Source organism: Nocardiopsis codii, from assembly GCF_036327455.1.
In the GTDB taxonomy this organism is placed as follows: Bacteria; Actinomycetota; Actinomycetes; order Streptosporangiales; family Streptosporangiaceae; genus Nocardiopsis; species Nocardiopsis codii.
Genome location: NZ_JAUZMY010000060.1, coordinates 1 through 21,381 on the forward strand (window position 1 = coordinate 1; position 21,381 = coordinate 21,381).

Here is a 21,381-nt window from a genome sequence, read left to right on the forward strand (position 1 = left end):
GTGCGGGCGGGGTCGGGGCTCGCGGGCGGGGTCGGGGCCGCGGAGCGTCGGACCGGGGCGGGACGGACCGGGGCGGAGCGCCCGGGCGGACCGGGGCCGGGCCGCCGATCGGGGCACCGGGGAGGTGCCGCGGTCCGGTGCTCCGGCCCTGCGCGGCGGCCCGGTGCCGCGGTCCGGCGGCGGCCCACGGGCAGCACGGTGCCGACCGGCCCTCCGGGCCCCCTACGTCAATCCAACCCCAGGACGCCGGCCCCCGGCAGGGGCTGTGGACGGCCCCGCCCCGGGGCGGACCGGTTCCGGGCCGGGGACGCGCACCGTCCCCGGCCCCGGTGGGGTCCTACGGCTCGATGGTCACCTTGATGGCGGTGCCCGAGGCGACCGTCTCGATGGCCTTGTGCACGTCCGACAGGGGCATCCGCTCGGTGATCAGGTCGGCCACGGGGACGGCGCCGGACGCGATCAGCTCCAGGGCGCGGCGGTTGTGCTCCGGGCTGGAGCCGTTGGCCCCGAAGATGGAGATCTCCCGGTAGTGCACCAGGTTGGAGTCCAGCTGGATGATCGGCGCGTCCTTGGGCAGGCCGCCGAAGAAGCTGATCCGGCCGCTGCGCGACACCATCTTGAGGGCGTCCTCCTGGGCGCGCCCGGAGGCGGCGGCGGTGATGACCACGTCGGCGCCCCGGCCGCCGGTCAGGTCGAGGACCTCCTGGACCGCGTCGACCTCCCCACCGCAGATGGTGGCGTCCGGCCGGACGATGTCGGCGGACATGTCGAGGCGGCCGCGGTTGATGTCCACCAGGAACACCTTCGCGGCGCCCTTGGCGCGGGCCAGACGGACGTGCAGGCAGCCGATCGGGCCGGCGCCCATGACGACGACCGTGTCGCCCTCGCCGACACCCGCGATCTCCTGGCCGTTGAGCACGCAGGCGAGCGGCTCGGCGACGGACGCCTCCGCGAGGTCGATGTTCTCGGGCACCCGGTTGACCCCGTCCACGGCCAGGACCGACTCGGGGATGATCATGTACTCGGCGAAACCGCCGTCGTAGTGGTAGCCCATCGACTCCTGGTTGGAGCACACCGTGAAGCGGCCGTCGGCGCACTCGACACAGGTGCCGCAGGGGATGGCGGCGATGACCTGGACGCGGTCGCCCTCGTCCCAACCGGTGACGCCCTCGCCCACCTCGACGATGCGTCCGGCGATCTCGTGGCCGATCACCCGGGGCGGGCGGATGTGGTGGTGGCCGTGTCGGGAGATCTTCACGTCCGTGCCGCAGGTGGAGCAGTTGGCGACGGCGATCTTGAGCTGTCCGGGTCCGGCGGTCGGCTCGGGGGCCTGCTCCAGTCGGATGTCACCGGGTGCGTAGAAGCGGGCGACGAGCATGTTCGGGCCTTTCTGGTGGGGCCCCGCCGGGCCGGATCACGGCCCGGCGGGTGATGTGGTGGACGGACCGGCCGGTGGGCCGGTGCGGGGAGCCGCGGGGGGTGGCGCCGCTCAGCCGCTCCGGTCGGGACCGAGCAGGTCGATGACGTCGGCCGGGGTCGCGGCGGAGCGCAGACGCGCCGCCTTCTCCGGGTCGGTGAGCACCCCCGCCAGGGAGGAGAGCACACCCAGGTGCTCCTCCCCGGAGGCGGCGATACCGATGGCCACGTACACGGTGGACCCGTCCCAGTCGACCCCGTCGGGGAACTGGACGACGGCCAGCGCGGTCTCCTTGACCAGGGCCCGCCCGGCGTCGGTGCCGTGCGGGATGGCGACGCCCTCACCGACGAAGGTGGGGACGGACGCCTCGCGTTCGTGCATCGCGGTCACGTAGCCCGGTTCGACGGCGCCCAGCTCGACCAGGAGCGCACCGCACTGGTCGATGGCGGCGGCCCGGTCGGCGGCGACGCGGCCCAGGCGCACCGCGTCGGCGGTCAGGACGAGGTCAGTCGGCAAGGGTGTCCCCGTCCCGGATGACCTGCTCCAGGCGGGCGAAGGCGGGGTCGCCCAGGAACATCTGGAAGCCGACCACGACGGTGTCGGGCACCCGGGCCTTCGCCCGTGCGACCAGGCCCGCCTGACACAGGACGACGTCGGCGCCGTCCGGGATGCGGTCCACCGCGGAGTGCTCCACGGTGACCCCGTGGGGCGAGAGGGACTTCTTCAGCTGGGACGTCAGGAGGACGCTGCTTCCCATGCCGGCGTCGCAGGCGACGACGACCCTCTTGATGTCCGACCCCTGGATGCTGCTCATGCTGTGGTCTCCTGGTTCTCTGCTTCGGCCTGCTTGGCCTTCTCCTCCTTCGCCGCCTTGCGCTCGGAGCGGCCGAAGCCGAGCAGGAGCGAGGCGAGGACGAACGAGACGATGGTGGCGGCGGCGACACCTGCCAGGACGCCGATGTGGCCTCCGGGCGGAGTGACGGCCATGAGGGCGATGATGCTGCCGGGCGAGGCGGCCGAGACGAGGCCGGCGTCCATGATCATGAAGGTCGCGACACCGGACATGCCGCCGCCGATCACGGCGAGGATCAGCTTCGGCTGGGCGAGGATGTACGGGAAGTAGATCTCGTGGATTCCGCCGAAGAGGTGGATGACGATGGCGCCGGGAGCGGTGGCGCGGCTGACCTTCGGACCGAAGAGCATGCAGGCCAGCAGGATGCCCAGACCCGGACCGGGGTTGGCCTCGATGAGGAACTCGATCGCGCTGCCCTCGGCGAGCGCGCGGGCCGAGCCGAGCGGGGTGAAGACGCCGTGGTTGATGGCGTTGTTGAGGAAGAGGACCTTGGCCGGCTCGACGATGACCGACACCAGGGGCAGCAGGCTCATGTCGATGAGGAACTGCACGCCCGCGCCCAGGGCGTCGGCGATGGTCCGCACGACCGGGCCGATGACGTAGGCGCCGAGGATCGCCAGGAGCGCCGACAGGATGCCCGCGCTGAAGTTGTTGACCAGCATCTCGAAGCCGGTCTTGATGCGCGGCTGGACGACCCGGTCGAACTGCTTCATCAGGTAGGCGGCGAGCGGGCCCATGGCCATGGCGCCCAGGAACATGGGGATGTCCGCGGAGACGATCACACCCATGGTGGCGGCCGCGGCGACGACGCCACCGCGCTGTGCGTACACCAGGGTTCCACCGGTGTAGGCGATCAGCAGCGGGAGCAGGAACTTGATCATCGGGTCGACGAGCTGCGCGAGGTACTCGTTCGGCAGCCAGCCGTCGGGGATGAACAGGGCGGTGATGATGCCCCAGGCGATGAACGCCCCGATGTTGGGCATCACCATGCTGGCGAGGAACCCGCCGAAACGCTGGACTGAGGAACGGACCGCCGTGAGTCTGCCGCTGCTCTGCTGTGTGGACATGGGGGACCTCCTGAGAGGTACGACGGGCGTTCTGCCGCGCCGGTGTGGGGAGAAGGTGATGGGTGGAGCGCCCGGGAGGGGTTGGGGCGGTCGGTTCAGGACGGCGAACCGTCGTCCCTCCCGCCGCTCCGGGCGCCCGGTCTGGTCAGACCACCTGGACGCGGGGTCCAGAGGCCTCCAGTTCTTCGGCGAGCCCTGTGGCGAGCCCGGTGTCGGTGATGACCAGGTCGAGATCCTCGACCGCCGCGAAGCGGGCGAAGTGGTCGTTGCCGACCTTGGTGTGGTCGGCGAGGAGGACGGAGCGCCGCGCGGACGCGATCATGGCGCGCTTGACCTCGGCCTCGGCGGGATCGGGGGTGGTGAGCCCGCGCTCGACGGAGACGCCGTTGCTGGCCATGAAGGCGACGTCCACGTAGGACTCGGCGAGAGCCCGCAGTGCCCAGGCGTCGACCGTGGCCTGGGTGCGCGTGCGCAGGCGCCCGCCGAGAAGCATGAGGTTGATGTTGGTACGCGGTGTGAGCGTGAGCGCTATGGACAGGGAGTTGGTGACGACGGTGAGCTCCCGGTCAGCGGGCAGCTGTTCGGCGAGGCGCCCCGTGGTGGACCCCGCGTCGAGCAGGATCGCGCCCTCGTCGGGGAGTTCGGCCAGAGCCGCCTTGGCGATGCGCTCCTTCTCCTCTGTCAACACGGAGTCGCGCACATTGAGGGTGGGCTCGAATCCCAGCCGCTCGACGGGGATCGCGCCACCGTGGACCCTGCGCAGCACACCGTGGCGCTCCAGCGCCGTGAGGTCGCGCCGGATGGTCTCGTAGGTCACGTCGAACTCCGCGGCGAGCCCCGTCACGTCGACCCGGCCGTCACGGCGGGCGCGTTCGAGGATCACCTTCTGGCGCTCTTCCGCGTACATGTTGGATCACCTGTGTTTCGGTGTGGTTTTCGGTGAGTTTAATCGTGTTGCCTGGAGCACACAAGGGGTACCCCAACCCAATATCGCAGCAATCCCGCCGGAGACCCATGCTCTGTGCAACCCGACCAACCGGGTTGACCAGGAAGCGAGGGCGGCGAACATCTGAGCAGCCGCACGGGCGAACAGGACCGCCAACCACACATCGCACACAGCTACCCGGCCTCGAACCGGAAACCTGGACACAATAGTGTTGACATACACAGACAAACACACATAATCAAAGACAGTCCCACATCCGGGCCGGGCTGGGCACGGACACCTCGAAGAGAGAACCGATGATCCTCACCCTCACCCCCAATCCGAGCGTGGACCACACCCTGGAGGTCGACCACCTCGTACGAGGCGAAGTCCTGCGGGTGTCCGCCACCCGCGCGCAAGCGGGCGGCAAGGGCGTCAACGTCGCACGTGCCCTGCGCGGCGCGGGCGTCCCCACGAAGGCCGTCCTGCCCGTCGGCGGAGGGGGCGGCGCCGAGCTCGTCACCCTCCTCGGCGACCTGCCGTGCGTCACCGTCCCCATCACCGGGGAGACCCGCGCCAACGTGGCCGTCACCGAGGCCGACGGCACCACCACCAAGCTCAACGCCCCGGGGCCCACCCTGACCCCCGAGGAGACCGACGCCCTCCTGGCCGCCTTGGAGGACGAACTGGCCAAGGGCCCCGAGTGGGTGGTGGCCAGCGGCAGCCTCCCCGCCGGCGCCCCCGACGACCTGTACGTGCGCGTCGCCGAACTCGCCGCCTCCTACGGGGTGGCGCTCGCCCTGGACACCTCGGGCAAGCCGCTGGAGGCCGCGGCCCGCGCCGGGACGGTGTCGCTGCTCAAACCCAATCACGAGGAACTGGCCGAACTCATCGGCCGGGACCTGTCGACCGTCGGCGAGGTCGTCGAGGCCGCACGCGAGGTCCTCGGATGGGGCAACCGTTCTGCCCTGGTGACACTGGGTGGGCACGGTGCGATACTCGTTGGCCCCGAGAACACCTGGTGGGCGCGCGGACCCGAGGTCCGCACGCGCAGCACGGTGGGCGCGGGCGACTGCTCCCTCGCCGGGTTCCTGGGCGCCGGCGACTCCCCCGTCGAGCGGCTGCGACACGCCGTGGCATGGGGAACCGCCGCGGTTTCCCTGCCCGGAACGACGGTCCCCTCCCCCGGGGACGTGGCCTCCGACTCCATCACCGTCGTGCCCGACCCCGACCCCCGGTTGTCGGTCCACGAGCTCTGACGTTCCGAAACTGTGCAACGGGCCGGGCCTCCTCCCGGCCGACGACTACTCCCCGAGGACTGACAATGCCCCAGCGCACCGTGACCATCGGCTCGCCTCTCGGCCTGCACGCCCGACCGGCCTCCCTGTTCGTCCAGGCCGTCAACGCGACCGGCCTGCCCGTCACCGTCGCCCGCGAGGACGGCGCCCCCGTGGACGCGCGCAGCGTGCTCGGCGTGATGGCGCTGGGCGCGAAGCACGGCGAGACCGTGACCCTCGCCGCCGAGGAGTCCGAGACCGCCGACAAGGTCCTGGACGAGCTGGTGGAGATGCTGGCCACCGACCTGGACGCCTGACCCCTCCAGGCCGGAACCCCGGAGCCCGGTACCGTCACGCGGCGGTACCGGGCTCCGGTCTGTCCAGGGGACGTCCGGGCCCCGGCCCCCTCGGCCCCCTGCCGATGCCCGGGACATCCGGAGTGTCCGGGGATGTCTTCGCCGGACCGCGCCGGCGCCCTGGCACCGACCTCCCGGCGGGGCTACGGTTCTGCCATGGACTCCTCGCGCGACGACACCGCCCTCCGCCCCTCCGGGATCTGTCGGCGGGGGCACCACGACTGGAAGCACGACGCGCCCGGCGCGAAGCGCAAGATCTGCACCCGGTGCCGGTCCATGACGATGACGAACTACTGCGACTGCGCCGAGTGCGCGTCCGCCGACCCCGACGGTGCGGCGGTCCCGCGGTTCTGAGCCCGGCCCGGAACGTCGGGACGGCACCGGTTCCGCCCGGGGCCGCGGGCCCCTCCGGGCGCGTTCCGGGCCCGGAGGAGCGGTCGGCTACTTCCCCACGCGGTGGACCTTGTGCTGGGCGGCCTGGGCTCGCGGGCGCACCACCATGAGGTCGATGTTCACGTGCGGGGGCCGGGTGACCGCCCACACGATGGTGTCCGCGACGTCCTCCGCCGTCAGCGGGTCGGGCACGCCCTCGTAGACCGCGTCGGCCTTGTCCGCGTCCCCGCGCAGGCGGTTGAGGGAGAACTCCTCGGTCCTGACCATCCCGGGGGCGACCTCCAGGACCCGGACCGGCTCGCCGCACAGCTCCAGGCGCAGGGTGGCGGCGATGGTGTGCGCGCCGTGCTTGGCGGCGACGTAACCGCCCCCGCCCTCGTAGGCCACGTGGCCGGCCACCGAGGAGACCACCAGGATCGTGCCGTCGCCGCCGGCGATGAGCCGGGGCAGCAGTGCCTGCGTCATGTTGAGGACGCCGAGGACGTTGACCTCGTACATGGTCCGCCAGTCGGCGGGGTCGGCGGTCGCGACGGTCTCGGTCCCGATGGCGCCGCCCGCGTTGTTCACCAGCACGTCGCAGGAGTCCAGGGACTCCGCGAAGGCGTCGACCGCCGCGCGGTCGGTGACGTCGAGGACGTGCGCGCGGGCGCGGTGGCCGTCCTTGACCAGTTCTTCGGCCAGCGCCTCGACGCGGTCCTCGCGTCGGGCCACGAGGACCACCTCGTAGCCCTCCGCCGCCAGCCCGCGCGCGGTGGCGGCCCCGATCCCGCTGCTGGCTCCGGTGACGACCGCGGTCGCTGTCATGGTGGGTTCCTCCCCGGGATACTTCCTGTCGCGCCGAGCGTATCCGTTGGAGGCGCGGGTCCACCCCGCCGGGCCGGACCCCGCCGCACCGGCGGCCGTCGCCGCGCGGCGCGGGGGCCGCGACGGGCGCGTGCCGCGACCGGGGAGGCGGTCCGGACCGCGGCGGGGGGCTCGTGCTTCCATCTTCCATGTGGGGGTCATCGATCCCGGTGCGGGCCCCGGGGAGGGTCCGGTGCCACGGCGGCGTACACACGAGCGGGGGCGGGGCCGGTTGAGGGGTATCGAGATCCGGGAGCTGGAGTGCTTCCTCGTCCTGGCCGAGGAGTCGCACCTCGGGCGCGCGGGCGAACGGCTGTCCCTGCCGCAGGGCGGGGCCGACCGGCTGCTGCACTCGCTGGAGGACCGCGTCGGCGCGCCGCTCGTGGACCGGTCGGGCCTCCGTGTGTCCCTCACCCCGTTCGGCGAGGAGTTCCTCGCCGCCCTGGGGCCCGCCTACAGGACCCTCGCCGCGGTGGTGGACGGGGCCCGTGACCGCTCCAGGGACGCGCGGCAGCGGTTGCGCCTCGGTCTCCAGGGTTCGGCGAGCGGTCCCGTGGCCGCGGCCATCCGGGTGTTCGAGGAGCGCGACCCCGCCTCGCGGGTGGACATCGTGGAGATCACGCTGTCCGACCCGTTCCGGACGCTGCGCGAGGGCGAGGTCGACGCCGCCGTCGTCCTCCTCCCCGTACGCGGGCGGGACCTGGTCGTGGGACCCGAGTTCTCGCGGCAGCCGCAGCGGCTCGTGGTCGCCTCCGACCACCCGCTGGCGTCGCGGCCCCGTGTCGGTGTGGAGGACATGGCACGGGTACCGCTCGTCCCGGTCCGGAACGCACCCGACCACTGGCTGCGCGTGCACTCCCCGACCGTCACCCCGCTGGGCCGCACGATCCGCCACGAGGCCGGGGTGGACACGCTCCAGCAGGGGTTGTCGCTGGTCGCGTCGGGCAGTGGCGCGATGCTGCTCGCCGGGTCCACCGCCTGGCACAGCGGCCGGGACGACATCGCGTTCGTTCCGGTCAGCGGGCTCCCGGAGTCGTCGATGGGGCTGGTCTGGCCGCGGGGGAGCACGCACCCGGGGGTCCCGGTCCTGGCGGCCGCCCTCTCGGAGGCCCTGGTGTAGTTCCCGGGGGAAACGGCCTCGGAAAAACGCTGGCCGGACAATGGTACGCGTGTTAGCGTGGGCGGAATTCACGCGCGGGGACCACCGGGTTCCCTCAGACGGAAAAGCACCCCCATGACCGTTGCGCCATTACGGGAATCCCCCCTCCTGCTCCGATTCTCTCTTTTCGTTCTGGCCGCGGCGATCGCCGATTTCCTTTTCGGTGCGGTTTTCATCACGGTCCTGATGGGCCGCGGGGTGGACCCGTGGCTCCTGGGCACGGTGCTCGCCGCCGCGAACCTGGTCGGCCTGGTCATCGAAGCTCCGAGCGGAGCCCTCGGGGACCGCTACGGGCACCGCAGGCTCATGGTGGTGGGGCTGACCCTCTGGGGCGCGGGGTTCGTCGTGTTCGGCCTCGCCGACACGTTCGCCCCGACCGCGCTGGGCCTGGGCCTGTGGGCGGTCGGCTACCACCTGTACTCGGGCACCCCGACCGCGCTCGTGGTCAACCGGATCGGCAGCCGCGACCGGGCCGCCCGGATCGCGCGGACGGTCCGGTACGGGCAGGTCGCGGGCAGGAGCGGCGGGGTCCTGGGGGCCGCATCGGTCATGGTCGCGGGCGCCTGGATGCCCGCCGACCCGCTGGTCGCGGCGGGCGGGGTCCTCCTCGTGCTGCTGGCGGCGCTCGGCCCGGTGTGCTTCCCGCCGTCACCGGGCCAGCCGGGACGCCGGGTCCTGGCCATCGTCGTCGAGTCCGCCTCCCTGGTGGCGGGCGCACGGTTCCTGCCGCTCGTGGCCCTGGTGGCGTCGATGGCCGTGGGCACCGCCCTCCTCGTGGTGTCCTGGCAGCCGATGCTGGTGGCCGCGTACGGCGACGACGTGCGGCTCAACGGCCTGATGCTGCTGGTGATGACGGCGGCGCTGGTGGCGGGCGCCCTGTGCGCGAGGTTCGCGGACCGGCGGGACCCCCGGCGGTGGGGCCCGGCGTTCGCGGCCCTGGTGGGCGCACCCGTGGTCCTGGCGGCACACGGGTCGGTACCCCTGCCGGTCGGCCTCGTCGCGAGCGAACTCCTGATCGGGCTGACGGGCGTGCTGATGGGCGTGTGGCAGCAGACGATGTTCACCGACGCCAACCGCAACACCATGTTCTCGATGCTGGCGATGGTCGGCGGCGTCTTCGTCGCGGCGACCACGTTGTCGTTCGGGTGGATGTGGGAGCTGTTCGGCATGGTCCGGACGACGACGGTCCTGGCCTCGGTCGGCGTGCTCCTGGCGGGGGCGTCGGCGGTACTGGCCCGGTTCGTTCCGGAGTCGGCGGGACCGGCCGAGGGCTCGGAACCCGCGCCGGAGGCGGAGGAGCGGAACGGGTGAGCTCCCTCCTTTTCTCGGCCCCCTTTTCACGGAAAGGCGTCGGAGGGAGCACGAAAAAGGGATCGGAGGATCCTCGGAAAGGGCGTCGGCGCACCACCTTTCCGGCAGGGGGAGAACTCCACCGAGAGGAGAGGTTCGGTGACCGCCGTCACCCTGGAAGGCGGCCGTGTTCCGCCGCCCGTTCGGCGCCGGGTGCCGTGGGATCCCGAAATCGCGGATCGGTAGCATTTCCCGGGAGACGGGGAAAGTGAGGACACATGGGTCTGGCGGAACTACTGCGGGAGCGCCCGATCGTCCAGGCGCCCATGGCGGGGGGCAGCTCCACGCCCGCCCTGGCGACGGCCGTGGCGGGGGCGGGCGGGGTCGGGTTCCTCGCCGCCGGGTACCTGGACCCCGACGCGGTGCGCGACCAGGTCCGGCAGGTGCTGGACGCGGGGGTCACGGCGTTCGGCGTGAACGTGTTCGCGCCCGGGCCTCCCGCCGCCCCGGGCGCGGTCGAGGCGCATCGGCGGCGGCTGGAATCCGAGGCCGTGCGCCACGGGGCGGCGGTCGGCGCGCCGGTGCACGACGACGACGCGTGGGCGGCCAAGATCGACCTGCTGGCGGAGGCCGCGGTCCCGGTCGTCGGGTTCACGTTCGGCTGCCCCGACGCCGAGGTCCTCGGCCGGCTGCGCTCCGCCGGCACCGCCACCGTGGTAACGGTGACCACGGTCGAGGAGGCGCGGACCGCCGTGGAGCGCGGCGCCGACGGGGTGTGCGCCCAGGGGCTGGAGGCGGGCGGGCACCGGGCGTCGTTCGACCCCGCCCGGGGCGGGGACCGGCCGCTGCTCGACCTGCTCGCCGACGTGGTCCCGGCCGTGGACGTGCCGGTGGTCGCCGCCGGCGGTGTCATGACCGGGGAGGGGATCGCGCGCGTCCTCGACGCGGGTGCGGCCGCGGCGCAGCTGGGGACCGCGTTCCTGCGCTGCCCGGAGAGCGGCGCCAACCCCTGGCACAAGGCGGCGCTGACCGACCCGGCCTTCAATGAAACCGACGTGACCTGGGCTTTCACCGGGCGTCCTGCGCGAGGGCTGGTCAACCGGTTCATCACCGAGCACCCGGAGACGCCGTACGCCTACCCGGACGTCCACCACATGACCAGGCCGCTGCGCGCGGCCGCGGCCCAGGCGGGGGACACCGGGGGGATGGCCCTGTGGGCGGGTCAGGGGTTCCGGGGGGCCACCGACGCCCCGGCGGCCGAGATCGTGGCGCGGCTGCGCCGCGAGGCGGCCGAGGCGGGCGCCCGGGTCTGACGCGAGGGGGCGCGGGCCGCGCGCCCGCGGCGGCCCCGCTCGACGCGGTCGGGTCCGGCCGCGCCACGGGACCGCGGGAAACCGGCCGGGGCCGCCCCTCAGCGCTCCCAGTCGGAGGTGAGGAAGACCAGCCCCTCCGGGAGTCCGGCACGCCAGCAGGCGCGGTCGTGGCCTCCGTTGTACTCGGTGAGGGCCACGTAGCCGGGGTCCCGCCCCAGATCGGCCCCGCGCGCGGACAGGGCGTCGCGCAGGCGCCTGTTGGCGTCGAGCAGCGCCCACTCGTTGAGCCCGGCGCTGAGGTGGATCCGGCCCGGCACCGTGTCCGCCCCGGCGACCAGCCGGGCCATGCGTTCGCTCTCCCCTCCGGTCACGGCGACGTTCGGCCACCAGAACGAGCCCGACTGGGACAGGGCCCTGCCGAACCGGTGCGGCGCGCGGTGGGCCGCGTAGACGGCGGTGAGCCCGCCCAGGCTCTGCCCGGCGACCAGGGTGCGCCCGGGGTCGCCGGTGATCCCGTGGCGGTCCCCGAGCCACGGCAGGAGTTCGTGTCCGAGGAAGTCGACGAAGGCGTCGTCGCAGGCCAGCTCGCGGGTCCGGGTGGCGGGGTCCAGGGAGTCGACCATCACGGTCAGGGCCGGTGGCAGCGTGCCGTCGGCGATCAGCCCGTCGAGGAGCGGGGCCAGGGGGAGGGAGTGCCAGTCCCGTCCGTCCAGGAGGACGGCGACCGGCCAGGGGCGGCCGTCCGGCGGTGCGAGGGCGGGGCGGTGGACCCACACGGTACGGGTGTTGCCCAGGCGGTCGCTGACGAGCTCCGCCGTGGTCACCTCCCCTTCCGCCGGCGCCCGCTCGTCGGCCGACGGTCCGGTCCCGGCGGAGGCTCCCGTGGAGGCCCCCGCGGCGGCCCGACCGCCGACCGGCCGCCACAGCTCGGGCGGGGCCTCGGGCAGCGAGACGACCGACGCGGTGGCGTCCAGTCGCTCCCTGGCGAGGGGGTCGGGAACGGCGTGGGCGAGGGCGTCGAACCAGCGGGCGACGGCGGGGCGGTCCTCCGGGTCGGCCACGGCGAGGGCGCGTTCGCGCCGCAGCCGGGTCATCGCGGACAGGGAGCCCTCGGGGGCGGGGGCGCCGTCGGCGGGCACGGGGGCGACGGTGTAGGAGGCCCGCCAGTCGCCGCGCATCCGGTAGGTCAGGTGCCACACGTCGGTGCCGGGCACCCGCTCCATGCGGTTGTGGTCGTAGGAGTCGGCGTCGGCGATCTTGTTCGCGACGAGGATGACGTCGGCGAGTTCGTCGCCGCCGCGCCACAGGAAGGTCACCGGACGGTGGCCCGTGCCGTCGTCCTCGCCGACCACGGGGGTCCCCCCGTCCTCTACGGCGCGCCAGAACGCCCGGGGGTCGCGGGCCGCCTCGTCCGCGCCGGGGGTCGCGACGCGTTCGGGGCGGACGGTGCGCTTGAGGCGCGGAGGGATCGTGTGGGTGGGGACGGGCTGCGGCATGGGGCGGTGCGACCTCTCGGGCTTCCTGGTGTCGTGGGCGGGTCCGGCGCCGCGACCGGGCGGTCGCGGCGGCCGCCCCCGGGCGGCGGGCTCCGTCAGGGCTCCGGGGTGGCCTCGACCTTGGAGAGCAGCCGGTACAGGGCGGCGACCTCGTCGTCGGTGAGGGCCGTCGAGAGCGGCGACCGGGCCGTCAGACCCGCCCCGATCGCGTCCACCACGCGGCTTCCCTCCTCCGTGGGACGGGCCACGCGCATGCGCCGGTCGCTCACCGAGGCGACCCTGCGCACGAGCCCGCGGCCCTCCAGTTCGCCGGTGACGATGGACACGCGGGAGGCGGTGCAGCCCAACTGGCGGGCCAGCGCGCTCTGCGACGAGGTGTCGTGCAGGGCCCGGAGGGCACGCGCCTGGAACACGGTGAGGCCGTGTTCCGCGGCGAGCCCGCCGAGCAGTCCCTCCAGGCGCTGGGCCGTGCGCAGCAGTGCCTCCCCCGCCGCGCGGGCGGACGGGACCCCGGTGTCCTTGCGGGCCGTGGGGGCGGGTGGTGTGGACGGCCGTGACTCGGTCATCGTTCCTCGCACTCTACCGAATTGACATTTAGGATAGCCATACCTAACTATTCTTGTCATGAAGCAAGCACCTGTCTCCGCCACCCTAACCACCGGCGTCGCCTCCGCGGCCCTCGTCCTCCTCCTCGCGGGCTGCGGCGCGGAGGACACCGCCGCCGCCCCCGCGGACGGGGGCGGCGGCGGGACCCGCACTGTCAGCCACCTCTACGGAGACACCGAGATCCCCGCCGAACCCCGGAGCGTCGTCTCGGTCAGCGTCACCAGCACCCCCCTCCTCCTGAGCCTGGACGTCCCCGTGGTCGCCTCGGGCGTCACCGGCACCTCCGCCCTCACCGACGACAAGGGGTTCTTCGCCCAGTGGGCGGAGACCGCCGACGAGCGGGGCGTCGAGCCCCTGCCCGGCCCCGAGGTCAGCCTGGAGGCGGTCGCCTCGGCGGCCCCCGACCTGATCGTCGGCAACGGGTTCGGCGCGGACGCCGTCTCGGAGGAGGTGTACGAGCAGCTGTCCGAGATCGCCCCCACCGTCGTGCACGGCGAGTCCGACATGGCCTGGCTGGACACCACCGACCAGTACGCCGCGACCTTCGAGCGCCAGGACCGGGCGGAGGAGATCACCGCCGAGTACGAGGCGCTGGTCGAGGAGACGGCCGCCCGGCTCGACACCGAGCACGACGTGGTGGTCCTGACCGGGACCCCCAACGGGTTCAACGTGTTCACCGAGGAGTCCGCGCAGGGGCGCCTGGTCACGGACCTCGGCCTCGCGGTCCACGCGCTTCCCGACGACGTCGGCGCGCCGAGCGGTCAGGGCGGGGAGCGTAGCGACATCGTCGAGCTGTCGTCCGAGCGCGCGTCGGACTTCGGCGACGCCACGCTGCTGTTCGTCAACACCCAGGGCCAGGAGATCGAGGACTACCTGGAGGTCTCCCCCACCCTGGAGAGCGTCCCCGCGTGGGAGGACGACCGCGTGTTCACCCTGGGGGCGGCGTCCTTCCGGATGGACTACTACAGCGTCCCGGTGGTCGCCGAGCGCCTCACCGAGGTGATCGGCTCCTGAGCCCGCCGGGGCGCGGCCCGGCGGCCGGCCGGAGTCGGCCGGCCGGAGTCGGCCGGCCGTGGCCTCGCCGACCGGGGTGGGCGGGTGGCCGGGGCTCCGCCGCCGCGGCGGCGCGGCCCCTGCGTCCGGCCCGGCGTACCCGGGACCGGGCGCGGCCCGGCGTACCAGTTGGTAACAAATTGGGCCCACCCGCCCTGACCTCTAGAGCCTGTGACCTCGGGCACTCTAGGGTTCCGCCATGGGTGTAATGCGTAAGCGTGTGCTTGTTCGTGTACTTCTGGGCTTTCTCGCCGCCGTGGCCGCTCTGGTCCTCATGGCCGCGCTCCTCGGGGTCTGGACGGTGCGGAGGTCGTTCCCGGAGACCTCGGGCGAGCTCTCCGTGCCCGGGCTGGAGTCCTCGGTCACCGTGCTGCGCGACGGGAACGGCGTCGCGCACGTCTACGCCGACAACACCCACGACCTCTTCATGGCCCAGGGGTTCACCCACGCCCAGGACCGGTTCTGGGAGATGGACTTCCGCCGCCACGTCACGGCGGGCCGCACCGCCGAGCTGTTCGGCCCCGACCAGGTGGACACCGACGCCTACCTCCGCACCATGGGCTGGCGGCACGTCGCCGAGCAGGAGTACGAGCTCCTGACCCCTGAGACACGGAGCTACCTCGACTCCTACGCGGCCGGGGTGAACGCGTGGCTGGACGGGCACGACGGCGCCGCGGCCAGCCTGGAGTACGGCCTGCTGGCCGTGCTCAACGGGGGTCACGCCATCGAGGAGTGGAGCCCCGTCGACAGCCTCGCCTGGCTCAAGGCCATGGCGTGGGACCTGGGCGGCAACATGCGGGAGGAGACCGAGCGCGCCCAGCTCCTCGACGCCGGACTGACCCAGGAGCAGGTCGAGGAGCTCTACCCGGTCTACCCGTTCGACGAGCACGCGCCCATCACCGACACCGACGAGCACGTCGGTCCCGGCGAGGAGGAGGCGTCCGAGGACGACCTCCCGGAAGGGGACGAGCGCCGCGCCCCCGAGCTTCCCGACGACGTCGTCCCGGCCCTGACCGGCGTGGCGGACGCGGCGGCGGCGCTCCCGCGCATGCTCGGCCCCAGCACCAGCCCCGACCTGGGCTCCAACTCGTGGGTGGTGGGCGGTGAGCACACCGAGAGCGGGCTGCCCCTCCTCGCCAACGACCCCCACCTGGGCGCGTCGATGCCGTCCACCTGGTACCAGATCGGGCTGCACTGCACGGAGATCACCGACGCCTGCCCCTTCGACGTCAGCGGGTTCAGCTTCTCCGGTCTGCCCGGCGTGGTGATCGGGCAGAACGAGTCGATCGCCTGGGGGTTCACGAACCTCAACCCCGACGTCATGGACCTGTTCGTCGAGGAGATCGACGGCGACGGCTACGTGGTCGACGGGGAGACCCTGCCGCTGGAGACCCGCGAGGAGACCATCGAGGTCGCGGGCGGTGACGACGTCGACATCGTCGTCCGCTCGACACACCACGGTCCGCTGATGTCCGACACCGCCGTGGGCGAGGGGCTGGCGGCCGTCGCCGAGGAACCCGGCCTGGAGGGCGCGGACGGCGACGAGTACGCCGTCTCGCTCCAGTGGACCGCGCTGAGCCCGGGCACCACGGCGGACGCGATCTTCACGCTGAACAGAGCCCGCGACTGGGACGGTTTCCGGGAGGCGGCAAGCCAGTTCGACGTCCCCGCGCAGAACCTCGTCTACGCCGACAACGAGGGCAACATCGGCTATCAGGCTCCCGGCGCGGTGCCGATCCGCGGCAAGGGCGACGGCCGCTACCCGGCCCCCGGGTGGGACTCGGACTACGACTGGGCGGAGTACGTCCCCTTCGACGAGCTGCCGAGCGTGTACAACCCCGAGTCGGGCGTCATCGTCACGGCGAACCAGGCCGGTGTGGACGCCGACTACGAGCACATGCTCACCGACGACTGGGACTACGGCTACCGGTCCCAGCGGATCAACGACCTCCTGGACGAGGCTCTCGCCGACGGGCCGGTGAACGGGGAGGTCATGTCGGACATCCACATGGACTCGTTCCACGGCGGGGCCGTCGACGTCGTCCCGTACCTGCTGGAGGCCGACGTGGACGGGGCCTCCGCACGGGCTCGGGATCAGCTGCGGGACTGGGACCTGTCCACCGAACGCGACTCGGCCGGGGCGGCGTTCTACCAGGCCACCTGGCGGCACCTGCTGCCGATCCTGTTCGACGAGCTGGAGCCGTACGAGATGAGCGGCAACTCGCGCGGAATGTACGTGGTGGCCGGCCTGCTCGACGACCCCGACTCGGCCTGGTGGCGGGGCGGGGAGGCCGACGGACGCGACGAGGTGCTGGTCGCCGCGATGGACGCCGCCACCGAAGAGCTGACGGAGCTGCTGGGCGACGACCCCGCCGACTGGCGCTGGGGCGACCTCCACACCCTCACCGCGACCCACGAGTCGTTCGGCACCTCCGGCATCGGCCCGGTCGAGTGGCTGTTCAACCGGGGACCCGTGGAGAGCTCAGGCGGCTCCAGCATCGTGAACGCCACCGGCTGGCAGCCCTCCGAGGGGTACGGGATCACCGCCGTGCCGTCGATGCGGATGGTGGTGGACCTGGCGGACCGGGACGCGTCCACGTGGATCCACCTCACCGGTAACTCCGGCCACGCCTTCCACCCCCACTACGACGACCAGCTGGAGCCGTGGAGCGAGGGCGGGACCCTCCCGTTCACGGTCACCGAGGAGGCGGTCCGCGAGGCCGCCGTGGACGAGCTGGTCCTCACCCCGTAGGGGGTCGCGGACGCACGGAGGGTCCCGCCGGGTTCGGCGGGACCCTCCGTGCGTCCGGCCGGTTCAGGGCGCGGGGTGCGTCTCACGGCCCCTCACGGCGTGCCGTGCGAGGGGCAGGTCGGGCACGTGCGCCGGAGGGATCGGGTGACCGGGTCAGTGCCGGTCCAGGGGCTTGAGCGGGAAGGCGACATCCGTCATCTCCTCCGAGAGCGCCCACAGGCGCTTGGCGGCGCGCCCGTCCCAGGCGGCCTCGCTCCGGCTGGACAGCGCGGGGGCTCCGCGCGTCCCGCCCATGGCCTTGGGCCCGGCGTAGGCCGCTCCGGGCACGTCCTGGGTGGCGGCGAAGATCGTGGGAAGGGCGCCGTGGGCGGCGCTCTGGGCGACGACCCGGTTGCCCAGGAGCGCGATCGCGCGGGAGACCGGGTTGGCGCCGTGGCTCTGGAGGTTGGTCGCCGCGTAGCCGGGGTGGGCCGCCGTGGACAGCACCGGGGAGCCCGCCTCCTCCAGGCGTCGCTGGAGCTCCAGCGTGAACAGCAGGTTCGCGAGCTTGGACTGGGCGTAGGCCCGGTAGGGGGTGTAGCCCCGCTCCAGGTTGACGTCGTCGAACTCGATGCCCGGCGCGCGGCGGTGCAGCCCCGACGAGAGGGTGACCACGCGACCGGTGATGTGCTCCAGGAGAAGGTTCGTGAGGGCGAAGTGGCCGAGGTGGTTGGTGCCGAACTGGAGCTCGAACCCGTCCTTGGTGGTCCCCTGGGCCACCGCCATGATGCCCGCGTTGTTGATCAGGAGGTGGAGGTCGCCCTCCCACTGTTCGGCGAACTCCCGCACGGACGCCAGGTCCGCGAGGTCGAGGTGGCGCACCTCGGTGTCGCCGCCGACGCTGTCCGCCGCGGCCCGCCCCTTGGCCTCGTCGCGCACGGCCATGACCACGCGGGCACCCGCCGCGACCAGCATGCGCGTGGTCTCGATGCCCAGGCCGCTGTTTGCTCCGGTGACGACCGCCGTACGGCCGCTCAGGTCGGGGATGGTGACCGCTGTGGTGTCCATTTCGCCACGGTAGGCGAGCTCCTGACAAGTTGTCAATGACAACAATCGGGATGGCGTGCGACTCCGTTTCCGCTGGGTGCACGGCTGCCGGCCCCCGCTGCCGAGGAGATCCGCTCGCCGCCCCGACCGCCCGCGCCGCCCCCGTGGGAAGCGCGCTTCCCACGCGCACGGGGGGCGGATGTCTCGGGGCGGCGTCCCTCCACCGCACGGACGCGCTTCCCCGCGCCTGGGGGCGGACGACGGCCACGAGGGCGCCGAGGGCATCCGTTTATGCTGGATGGCATGGCTGACCGCCCCTACCACCACGGAGATCTGCGCGCCGCCCTGATCGCCAGCGCCGAGCGCGCGCTCGCCGAACGCGGTCCGTCCGCCCTGTCCCTGCGCGAGCTCGCCCGCGAGGCGGGGGTGAGCCACGCCGCCCCCGGCCGCCACTTCAAGGACAAGCAGGCCCTGCTCGACGCGCTGGCGCTCACGGGGTTCGACCGCCTCACCGGGCGCCTGGAACACGCCCTGGACACCGCGGAGGACACGGGTGCGCGTACCCGCGTCCTGGCCCTGGCCAGGACCTACGTGGGGTTCGCGATCGACAGCGCGGCACTGCTCGACCTGATGTACGCGCGCAAGCACGACTCCCGGGCCTCCCCCCAGCTGTCCTCCGCCGTGGAGCGGCTGCTCGACACGGTGGTGCGGCCCATCATCGACGGGCAGGCCGGGGGCGAGATCGCCGGGGACGATCCCGGGCCGGTGGCGGCCACCGTGTCCGCCGCCCTGCACGGTTTCGCCTCGCTCAACGCCGCGACCTCGCCGGAGAAGGTCGAGGAGAGCCTCGCCGAGGTGGTCCGGGTCCTCTTCGAGGGCCTCGCCCCGCGCTGACCCGGGACCGGGACCGCCGGCGGGCAGGGTGCGCCCCGCTCCGCACGTCCCGCCGGGCGCCGATCCCGTGGTCGCGGGGCAGGAGCAGGCGCCCGACGGATGTCTCCGGATGCTCCGGGGCGGCGGATCGTCGTTCCGTGGCGGGTCGAGGGGCCCCTCCGGGCGCCGTGCGGATCGACGCGGTGTTCGACGAAGTTCGAGGAGGCTCCCGCGCCGGCCTTCGACCGGGGTTGAGGCGCGGCGTCCGGGGGGCGCCGACGGCGTCCCGGAAGCGGTCCGACACGCGACCCGGACGGGTTCGCCTCAGGACCTTGGCCTCCCCGCAGGGCGGATAAAAGTGACTTAAGCCACATGACGGACATTGTGCCCTGACCTGCGAATGTTCGGCCTTCCGGCATTGACCGAAACCGGCCCTCGAGAACCTTTTCCACCGCGAGGGACATCACATACGCTACTGAAACACAAACCCGAACCAGGCGGGCGCGGACCCCAACCGGCTCCAACAGGACATCCGCGCCCAGAACTCTCCCAGAAACGACCTTCAAGGGAGAAATCGGGCAGGATTACGTGTCGGCACTCGGGGAAGCGCCGCCGACGTCGGAGTCCGACGGGAATCGCCGAACCGGGGGGTGGCGCGCACACACAGGAACGTGAGGACCTCCGCCGGGCCATGCCCGCACGGCTCCCTCCCGGTCGTCCTCGGGACCCGAATCCCGGGGCCCGAACCGCATTCACGTCCCCTCACACGACAGGTCCTCTCGTGACGCGCTCAATGAATGGACACGACCATCCGATGCATGGTAAGGATTCGGCCTTCCCTGAGCGGGAGAACGGCGTTCTCCCGCCGTTTCCGGAGAACTCCCATGCCGATTCCTTTCTCAGAGGGACCTCCGACCTGGTGGGCCGCCTCTCGACCCGCCTCTTCTCCGAGCACAACCCGCTGAGAACCGACGCGGAGTCCTGGAAGTACGCGTCCGCGTGGGCCGCCTCCGTCATCGGCGACAGCGCCTGGAGCCTGCACCACGGCCGCCCCTCCCAGCGCGTCAACCGGATGACGGAGACCTACTGGGCCGAGGTGGAGGAGGAGTCCTGGGCCATCCACCCGCGCCACACCGGCCAGGCGGCCCGGTTCCTCTTCGAGGAGATCGCCGCCGCCCTGCCCTGCGACGCCCCGGCGGCCGGGGTGCGGGCCGCGCTGGTCACCGCGCAGAACGAGACCACCCTGCGCATGGAGGCCGCCCAGATCCGCGCGAACGCCCGCTTCCTGAGCCAGGAGCAGGCCGCCAACCAGGAGTTCCGGCGCTTCCTCGCCCGCGAGCTGCACGACCGCATCGGCAGCTCCGTCAGCCTCGCCAACCGCCAGCTGGAACTGTACGAGCTGCTCTCCTCCCACAAACCCGACGCGAAGGCGCACGGACGCCTGCGCGCCCTCAAGGGCGCGCTCTTCGAGCTCAACCAGCAGCTCCGCGAGCTCATCTCCGACCAGCGCCGCAGCGAGCGCGCGGGCTCGCTCGAAACCGCCCTCCGCTCCTACACCGAATCCCTCGACCTGACCGTGCCCGCCGTCCGGCTGGACTTCTCCGGCGAGGAGTCGTGGGTGCCCCCGCACTTCCTCGACGAGCTGTTCCTCGTGCTGCGCGAGTGCCTGCGCAACTCCGTGCGGCACGCGGGGGCCGAACAGGTGCACATCGCCGTGCGCCTCGAACGCACCGAGATCCGGGCGATCGCGTCCGACGACGGCGCCGGGTTCGAGGTGGAGAAGCAGCTCGCCCGGGGCTCCGAGGCGGGGGCCTCGTCCGGGCTGACGTCCCTCTCCGAGCGCATCACCGCCCTGGGCGGGCGCGTCCGGTTCCTCAGCGCGCCGGGGGACGGGACCCGCACCATGATCCTCATCCCCGTCATCACCCCCTCGATCGGAGCGGAGTCCGCACGATGATCCGCATCGCCGTGGTCGACGACCACCACCTGCTGCGCGAGGCCCTCTGCGACCTGTTACGGGCCCAACCCGGCCTGGAGGTGGTCGCCAGCGTGGGCTCGGCCCGCTCCCTGGTCCCGACCGTGGTCGCGGCCGGCGCCGACGTCGTCCTCCTCGACCTGGAGATGCCGGAGCACGACCCCCGGCACACCGTGCGGGAGCTGCTGGCCCGGGCGCCCGCCACCCACGTGGTCATCCTGAGCATGCACGACGACTCCGCGCTCGTGAGCGACCTGCTCTCCCTCGGTGTCCGGGGGTACCTGCACAAGACCGTGGACATGGTGACCCTGGTCGCGGCGATCCGGGGCCTGCGCGACCCCGACCGCACGACGGTCGTCGTCTCCTCCCCGAACTGGCACCGGCCGCCGACGACCGGGTCGACGCTCACCCCTCGGGAGGTGGAGGTGCTGAGGCTGGTGTCCGAGGCGATGAGCAACCGGGAGATCGCCCGGAGCCTGGACATCACCGAGGGGACCGTCAAGCGGCACATGCGCAACATCTTCGAGAAGCTCGACGCCGTCTCGCGGATCGACGCGGTGAACAAGGCCGTGGAGGCCGGCGCCCTGCCCTCGCACCGCAAGAAGGCCGAGCCGCGCTTCTGACCCCGGGCGGCGCCCCTCCGCCGCTCCGGCACCGCTCCCCGCCTCTCCTACCGGGCCCCCGCCCCACGGCCCCCCCCCCCCCCC

General features: G+C 72.9%; 20 protein-coding genes. 11 read left to right on the forward strand and 9 right to left on the reverse strand.

Features of this window, described 5'->3' with window-relative positions:
- Nucleotides 1-337: 337 nt before the first annotated feature.
- The 5 genes from Q8791_RS31065 to Q8791_RS31085 all read right to left on the reverse strand — a co-directional run bounded on the left by Q8791_RS31065 (nucleotide 338) and on the right by Q8791_RS31085 (nucleotide 4,244).
- Nucleotides 338-1,378 (reverse strand): zinc-dependent dehydrogenase, encoded by a 1,041-nt coding sequence (locus Q8791_RS31065; protein WP_330095423.1) that lies wholly within the window; start codon nucleotides 1,376-1,378, stop codon nucleotides 338-340.
- A 111-nt stretch (nucleotides 1,379-1,489) separates the two neighbouring features.
- A complete protein-coding gene (locus Q8791_RS31070) occupies nucleotides 1,490-1,933 on the reverse strand; it encodes a PTS sugar transporter subunit IIA (protein ID WP_330095424.1) in 444 nt (147 codons plus the stop codon).
- The gene (locus Q8791_RS31075; protein WP_330095425.1) at nucleotides 1,923-2,231 is read right to left on the reverse strand and encodes a PTS lactose transporter subunit IIB; all 309 of its coding nucleotides are present in this window, start codon (nucleotides 2,229-2,231) and stop codon (nucleotides 1,923-1,925) included. The genes Q8791_RS31070 and Q8791_RS31075 overlap by 11 nt, the downstream gene beginning before the upstream one ends.
- On the reverse strand, nucleotides 2,228-3,337 hold the full coding sequence (locus Q8791_RS31080) for a PTS mannitol transporter subunit IICB (protein WP_330095426.1): 1,110 nt from the start codon (nucleotides 3,335-3,337) through the stop codon (nucleotides 2,228-2,230). The genes Q8791_RS31075 and Q8791_RS31080 overlap by 4 nt, the downstream gene beginning before the upstream one ends.
- 145 nt (nucleotides 3,338-3,482) lie before the next feature.
- Entirely contained in the window at nucleotides 3,483-4,244 is a 762-nt protein-coding gene (locus tag Q8791_RS31085; protein ID WP_330095427.1) for a DeoR/GlpR family DNA-binding transcription regulator, read from the reverse strand.
- A 335-nt stretch (nucleotides 4,245-4,579) separates the two neighbouring features.
- Between Q8791_RS31085 and pfkB the strand changes: the two genes are divergently transcribed.
- From pfkB to Q8791_RS31100, 3 genes are all read left to right on the forward strand, one after another.
- Complete coding sequence (gene pfkB, locus Q8791_RS31090) at nucleotides 4,580-5,521, forward strand: 1-phosphofructokinase (RefSeq protein WP_330095428.1); 942 nt, start codon at nucleotides 4,580-4,582, stop codon at nucleotides 5,519-5,521.
- 65 nt (nucleotides 5,522-5,586) lie between these two features.
- Nucleotides 5,587-5,856 carry an HPr family phosphocarrier protein gene (locus Q8791_RS31095; RefSeq protein WP_330095429.1) on the forward strand — a complete coding sequence of 90 codons (270 nt, stop codon included), beginning with the start codon at nucleotides 5,587-5,589 and terminating at the stop codon, nucleotides 5,854-5,856.
- Nucleotides 5,857-6,051: 195 nt separating this feature from the next.
- Nucleotides 6,052-6,249: a hypothetical protein gene (locus tag Q8791_RS31100; protein ID WP_330095430.1), complete on the forward strand. Its 198-nt coding sequence runs from the start codon at nucleotides 6,052-6,054 to the stop codon at nucleotides 6,247-6,249.
- An 87-nt stretch (nucleotides 6,250-6,336) separates the two neighbouring features.
- On the opposite strand, the gene Q8791_RS31105 is transcribed toward Q8791_RS31100, so the two are convergent.
- Nucleotides 6,337-7,092 (reverse strand): SDR family NAD(P)-dependent oxidoreductase, encoded by a 756-nt coding sequence (locus Q8791_RS31105; protein ID WP_330095431.1) that lies wholly within the window; start codon nucleotides 7,090-7,092, stop codon nucleotides 6,337-6,339.
- Nucleotides 7,093-7,363: 271 nt separating this feature from the next.
- Here Q8791_RS31105 and Q8791_RS31110 point away from each other — a divergent pair, with 271 nt between their 5' ends.
- The 3 genes from Q8791_RS31110 (at nucleotide 7,364) to Q8791_RS31120 (ending at nucleotide 10,893) form a co-directional block, all read left to right on the forward strand.
- Nucleotides 7,364-8,251: a LysR family transcriptional regulator gene (locus Q8791_RS31110; RefSeq protein ID WP_330095432.1), complete on the forward strand. Its 888-nt coding sequence runs from the start codon at nucleotides 7,364-7,366 to the stop codon at nucleotides 8,249-8,251.
- A gap of 114 nt (nucleotides 8,252-8,365) precedes the next feature.
- Nucleotides 8,366-9,601 carry an MFS transporter gene (locus Q8791_RS31115; protein WP_330095433.1) on the forward strand — a complete coding sequence of 412 codons (1,236 nt, stop codon included), beginning with the start codon at nucleotides 8,366-8,368 and terminating at the stop codon, nucleotides 9,599-9,601.
- Nucleotides 9,602-9,858: 257 nt separating this feature from the next.
- A complete protein-coding gene (locus Q8791_RS31120; RefSeq protein ID WP_330095434.1) occupies nucleotides 9,859-10,893 on the forward strand; it encodes a nitronate monooxygenase in 1,035 nt (344 codons plus the stop codon).
- Nucleotides 10,894-10,991: 98 nt separating this feature from the next.
- Here the strand turns inward: Q8791_RS31120 and fes are convergent, their stop codons facing one another.
- Together fes and Q8791_RS31130 are read right to left on the reverse strand one after the other, a co-directional pair.
- Nucleotides 10,992-12,389, reverse strand: a complete 1,398-nt coding sequence (gene fes / locus Q8791_RS31125) for an enterochelin esterase (protein WP_330095435.1) — start codon at nucleotides 12,387-12,389, stop codon at nucleotides 10,992-10,994.
- 95 nt (nucleotides 12,390-12,484) lie between these two features.
- Nucleotides 12,485-12,955, reverse strand: coding sequence for a MarR family winged helix-turn-helix transcriptional regulator (locus tag Q8791_RS31130; protein ID WP_330095436.1), 471 nt, complete (start codon nucleotides 12,953-12,955; stop codon nucleotides 12,485-12,487).
- Nucleotides 12,956-13,013: 58 nt separating this feature from the next.
- Here Q8791_RS31130 and fepB point away from each other — a divergent pair, with 58 nt between their 5' ends.
- The gene (fepB, locus tag Q8791_RS31135) at nucleotides 13,014-14,009 is read left to right on the forward strand and encodes a Fe2+-enterobactin ABC transporter substrate-binding protein (RefSeq protein WP_330095437.1); all 996 of its coding nucleotides are present in this window, start codon (nucleotides 13,014-13,016) and stop codon (nucleotides 14,007-14,009) included.
- A 247-nt stretch (nucleotides 14,010-14,256) separates the two neighbouring features.
- The gene (locus tag Q8791_RS31140) at nucleotides 14,257-16,800 is read left to right on the forward strand and encodes a penicillin acylase family protein (protein WP_330095442.1); all 2,544 of its coding nucleotides are present in this window, start codon (nucleotides 14,257-14,259) and stop codon (nucleotides 16,798-16,800) included.
- A gap of 153 nt (nucleotides 16,801-16,953) precedes the next feature.
- Here the strand turns inward: Q8791_RS31140 and Q8791_RS31145 are convergent, their stop codons facing one another.
- Nucleotides 16,954-17,847: an oxidoreductase gene (locus tag Q8791_RS31145; RefSeq protein WP_330095438.1), complete on the reverse strand. Its 894-nt coding sequence runs from the start codon at nucleotides 17,845-17,847 to the stop codon at nucleotides 16,954-16,956.
- A 282-nt stretch (nucleotides 17,848-18,129) separates the two neighbouring features.
- On the opposite strand from Q8791_RS31145, the gene Q8791_RS31150 reads away from it, so the two are divergent.
- From Q8791_RS31150 to Q8791_RS31160, 3 genes are all read left to right on the forward strand, one after another.
- Nucleotides 18,130-18,720 (forward strand): TetR/AcrR family transcriptional regulator, encoded by a 591-nt coding sequence (locus Q8791_RS31150; protein ID WP_330095439.1) that lies wholly within the window; start codon nucleotides 18,130-18,132, stop codon nucleotides 18,718-18,720.
- 898 nt (nucleotides 18,721-19,618) lie between these two features.
- On the forward strand, nucleotides 19,619-20,656 hold the full coding sequence (locus Q8791_RS31155; RefSeq protein WP_330095440.1) for a sensor histidine kinase: 1,038 nt from the start codon (nucleotides 19,619-19,621) through the stop codon (nucleotides 20,654-20,656).
- Nucleotides 20,653-21,297: a response regulator transcription factor gene (locus Q8791_RS31160; RefSeq protein WP_330095441.1), complete on the forward strand. Its 645-nt coding sequence runs from the start codon at nucleotides 20,653-20,655 to the stop codon at nucleotides 21,295-21,297. The genes Q8791_RS31155 and Q8791_RS31160 overlap by 4 nt, the downstream gene beginning before the upstream one ends.
- Nucleotides 21,298-21,381 lie beyond the last annotated feature (84 nt).

Excerpts from the sequence above, each read along its gene's own strand:
- Q8791_RS31065 (WP_330095423.1), bottom strand. The coding sequence starts at position 1,378 with ATGCTCGTCGCCCGCTTCTACGCACCCGGTGACATCCGACTGGAGCAG.
- Q8791_RS31075 (WP_330095425.1), bottom strand. The coding sequence starts at position 2,231 with ATGAGCAGCATCCAGGGGTCGGACATCAAGAGGGTCGTCGTCGCCTGC.
- Q8791_RS31080 (WP_330095426.1), bottom strand. The coding sequence starts at position 3,337 with ATGTCCACACAGCAGAGCAGCGGCAGACTCACGGCGGTCCGTTCCTCA.
- Q8791_RS31085 (WP_330095427.1), bottom strand. The coding sequence starts at position 4,244 with ATGTACGCGGAAGAGCGCCAGAAGGTGATCCTCGAACGCGCCCGCCGT.
- pfkB (WP_330095428.1), top strand. The coding sequence starts at position 4,580 with ATGATCCTCACCCTCACCCCCAATCCGAGCGTGGACCACACCCTGGAG.
- Q8791_RS31095 (WP_330095429.1), top strand. The coding sequence starts at position 5,587 with ATGCCCCAGCGCACCGTGACCATCGGCTCGCCTCTCGGCCTGCACGCC.
- Q8791_RS31100 (WP_330095430.1), top strand. The coding sequence starts at position 6,052 with ATGGACTCCTCGCGCGACGACACCGCCCTCCGCCCCTCCGGGATCTGT.
- Q8791_RS31105 (WP_330095431.1), bottom strand. The coding sequence starts at position 7,092 with ATGACAGCGACCGCGGTCGTCACCGGAGCCAGCAGCGGGATCGGGGCC.
- Q8791_RS31115 (WP_330095433.1), top strand. The coding sequence starts at position 8,366 with ATGACCGTTGCGCCATTACGGGAATCCCCCCTCCTGCTCCGATTCTCT.
- Q8791_RS31120 (WP_330095434.1), top strand. The coding sequence starts at position 9,859 with ATGGGTCTGGCGGAACTACTGCGGGAGCGCCCGATCGTCCAGGCGCCC.
- fes (WP_330095435.1), bottom strand. The coding sequence starts at position 12,389 with ATGCCGCAGCCCGTCCCCACCCACACGATCCCTCCGCGCCTCAAGCGC.
- Q8791_RS31130 (WP_330095436.1), bottom strand. The coding sequence starts at position 12,955 with ATGACCGAGTCACGGCCGTCCACACCACCCGCCCCCACGGCCCGCAAG.
- fepB (WP_330095437.1), top strand. The coding sequence starts at position 13,014 with ATGAAGCAAGCACCTGTCTCCGCCACCCTAACCACCGGCGTCGCCTCC.
- Q8791_RS31140 (WP_330095442.1), top strand. The coding sequence starts at position 14,257 with ATGCGTAAGCGTGTGCTTGTTCGTGTACTTCTGGGCTTTCTCGCCGCC.
- Q8791_RS31145 (WP_330095438.1), bottom strand. The coding sequence starts at position 17,847 with ATGGACACCACAGCGGTCACCATCCCCGACCTGAGCGGCCGTACGGCG.
- Q8791_RS31150 (WP_330095439.1), top strand. The coding sequence starts at position 18,130 with ATGGCTGACCGCCCCTACCACCACGGAGATCTGCGCGCCGCCCTGATC.
- Q8791_RS31160 (WP_330095441.1), top strand. The coding sequence starts at position 20,653 with ATGATCCGCATCGCCGTGGTCGACGACCACCACCTGCTGCGCGAGGCC.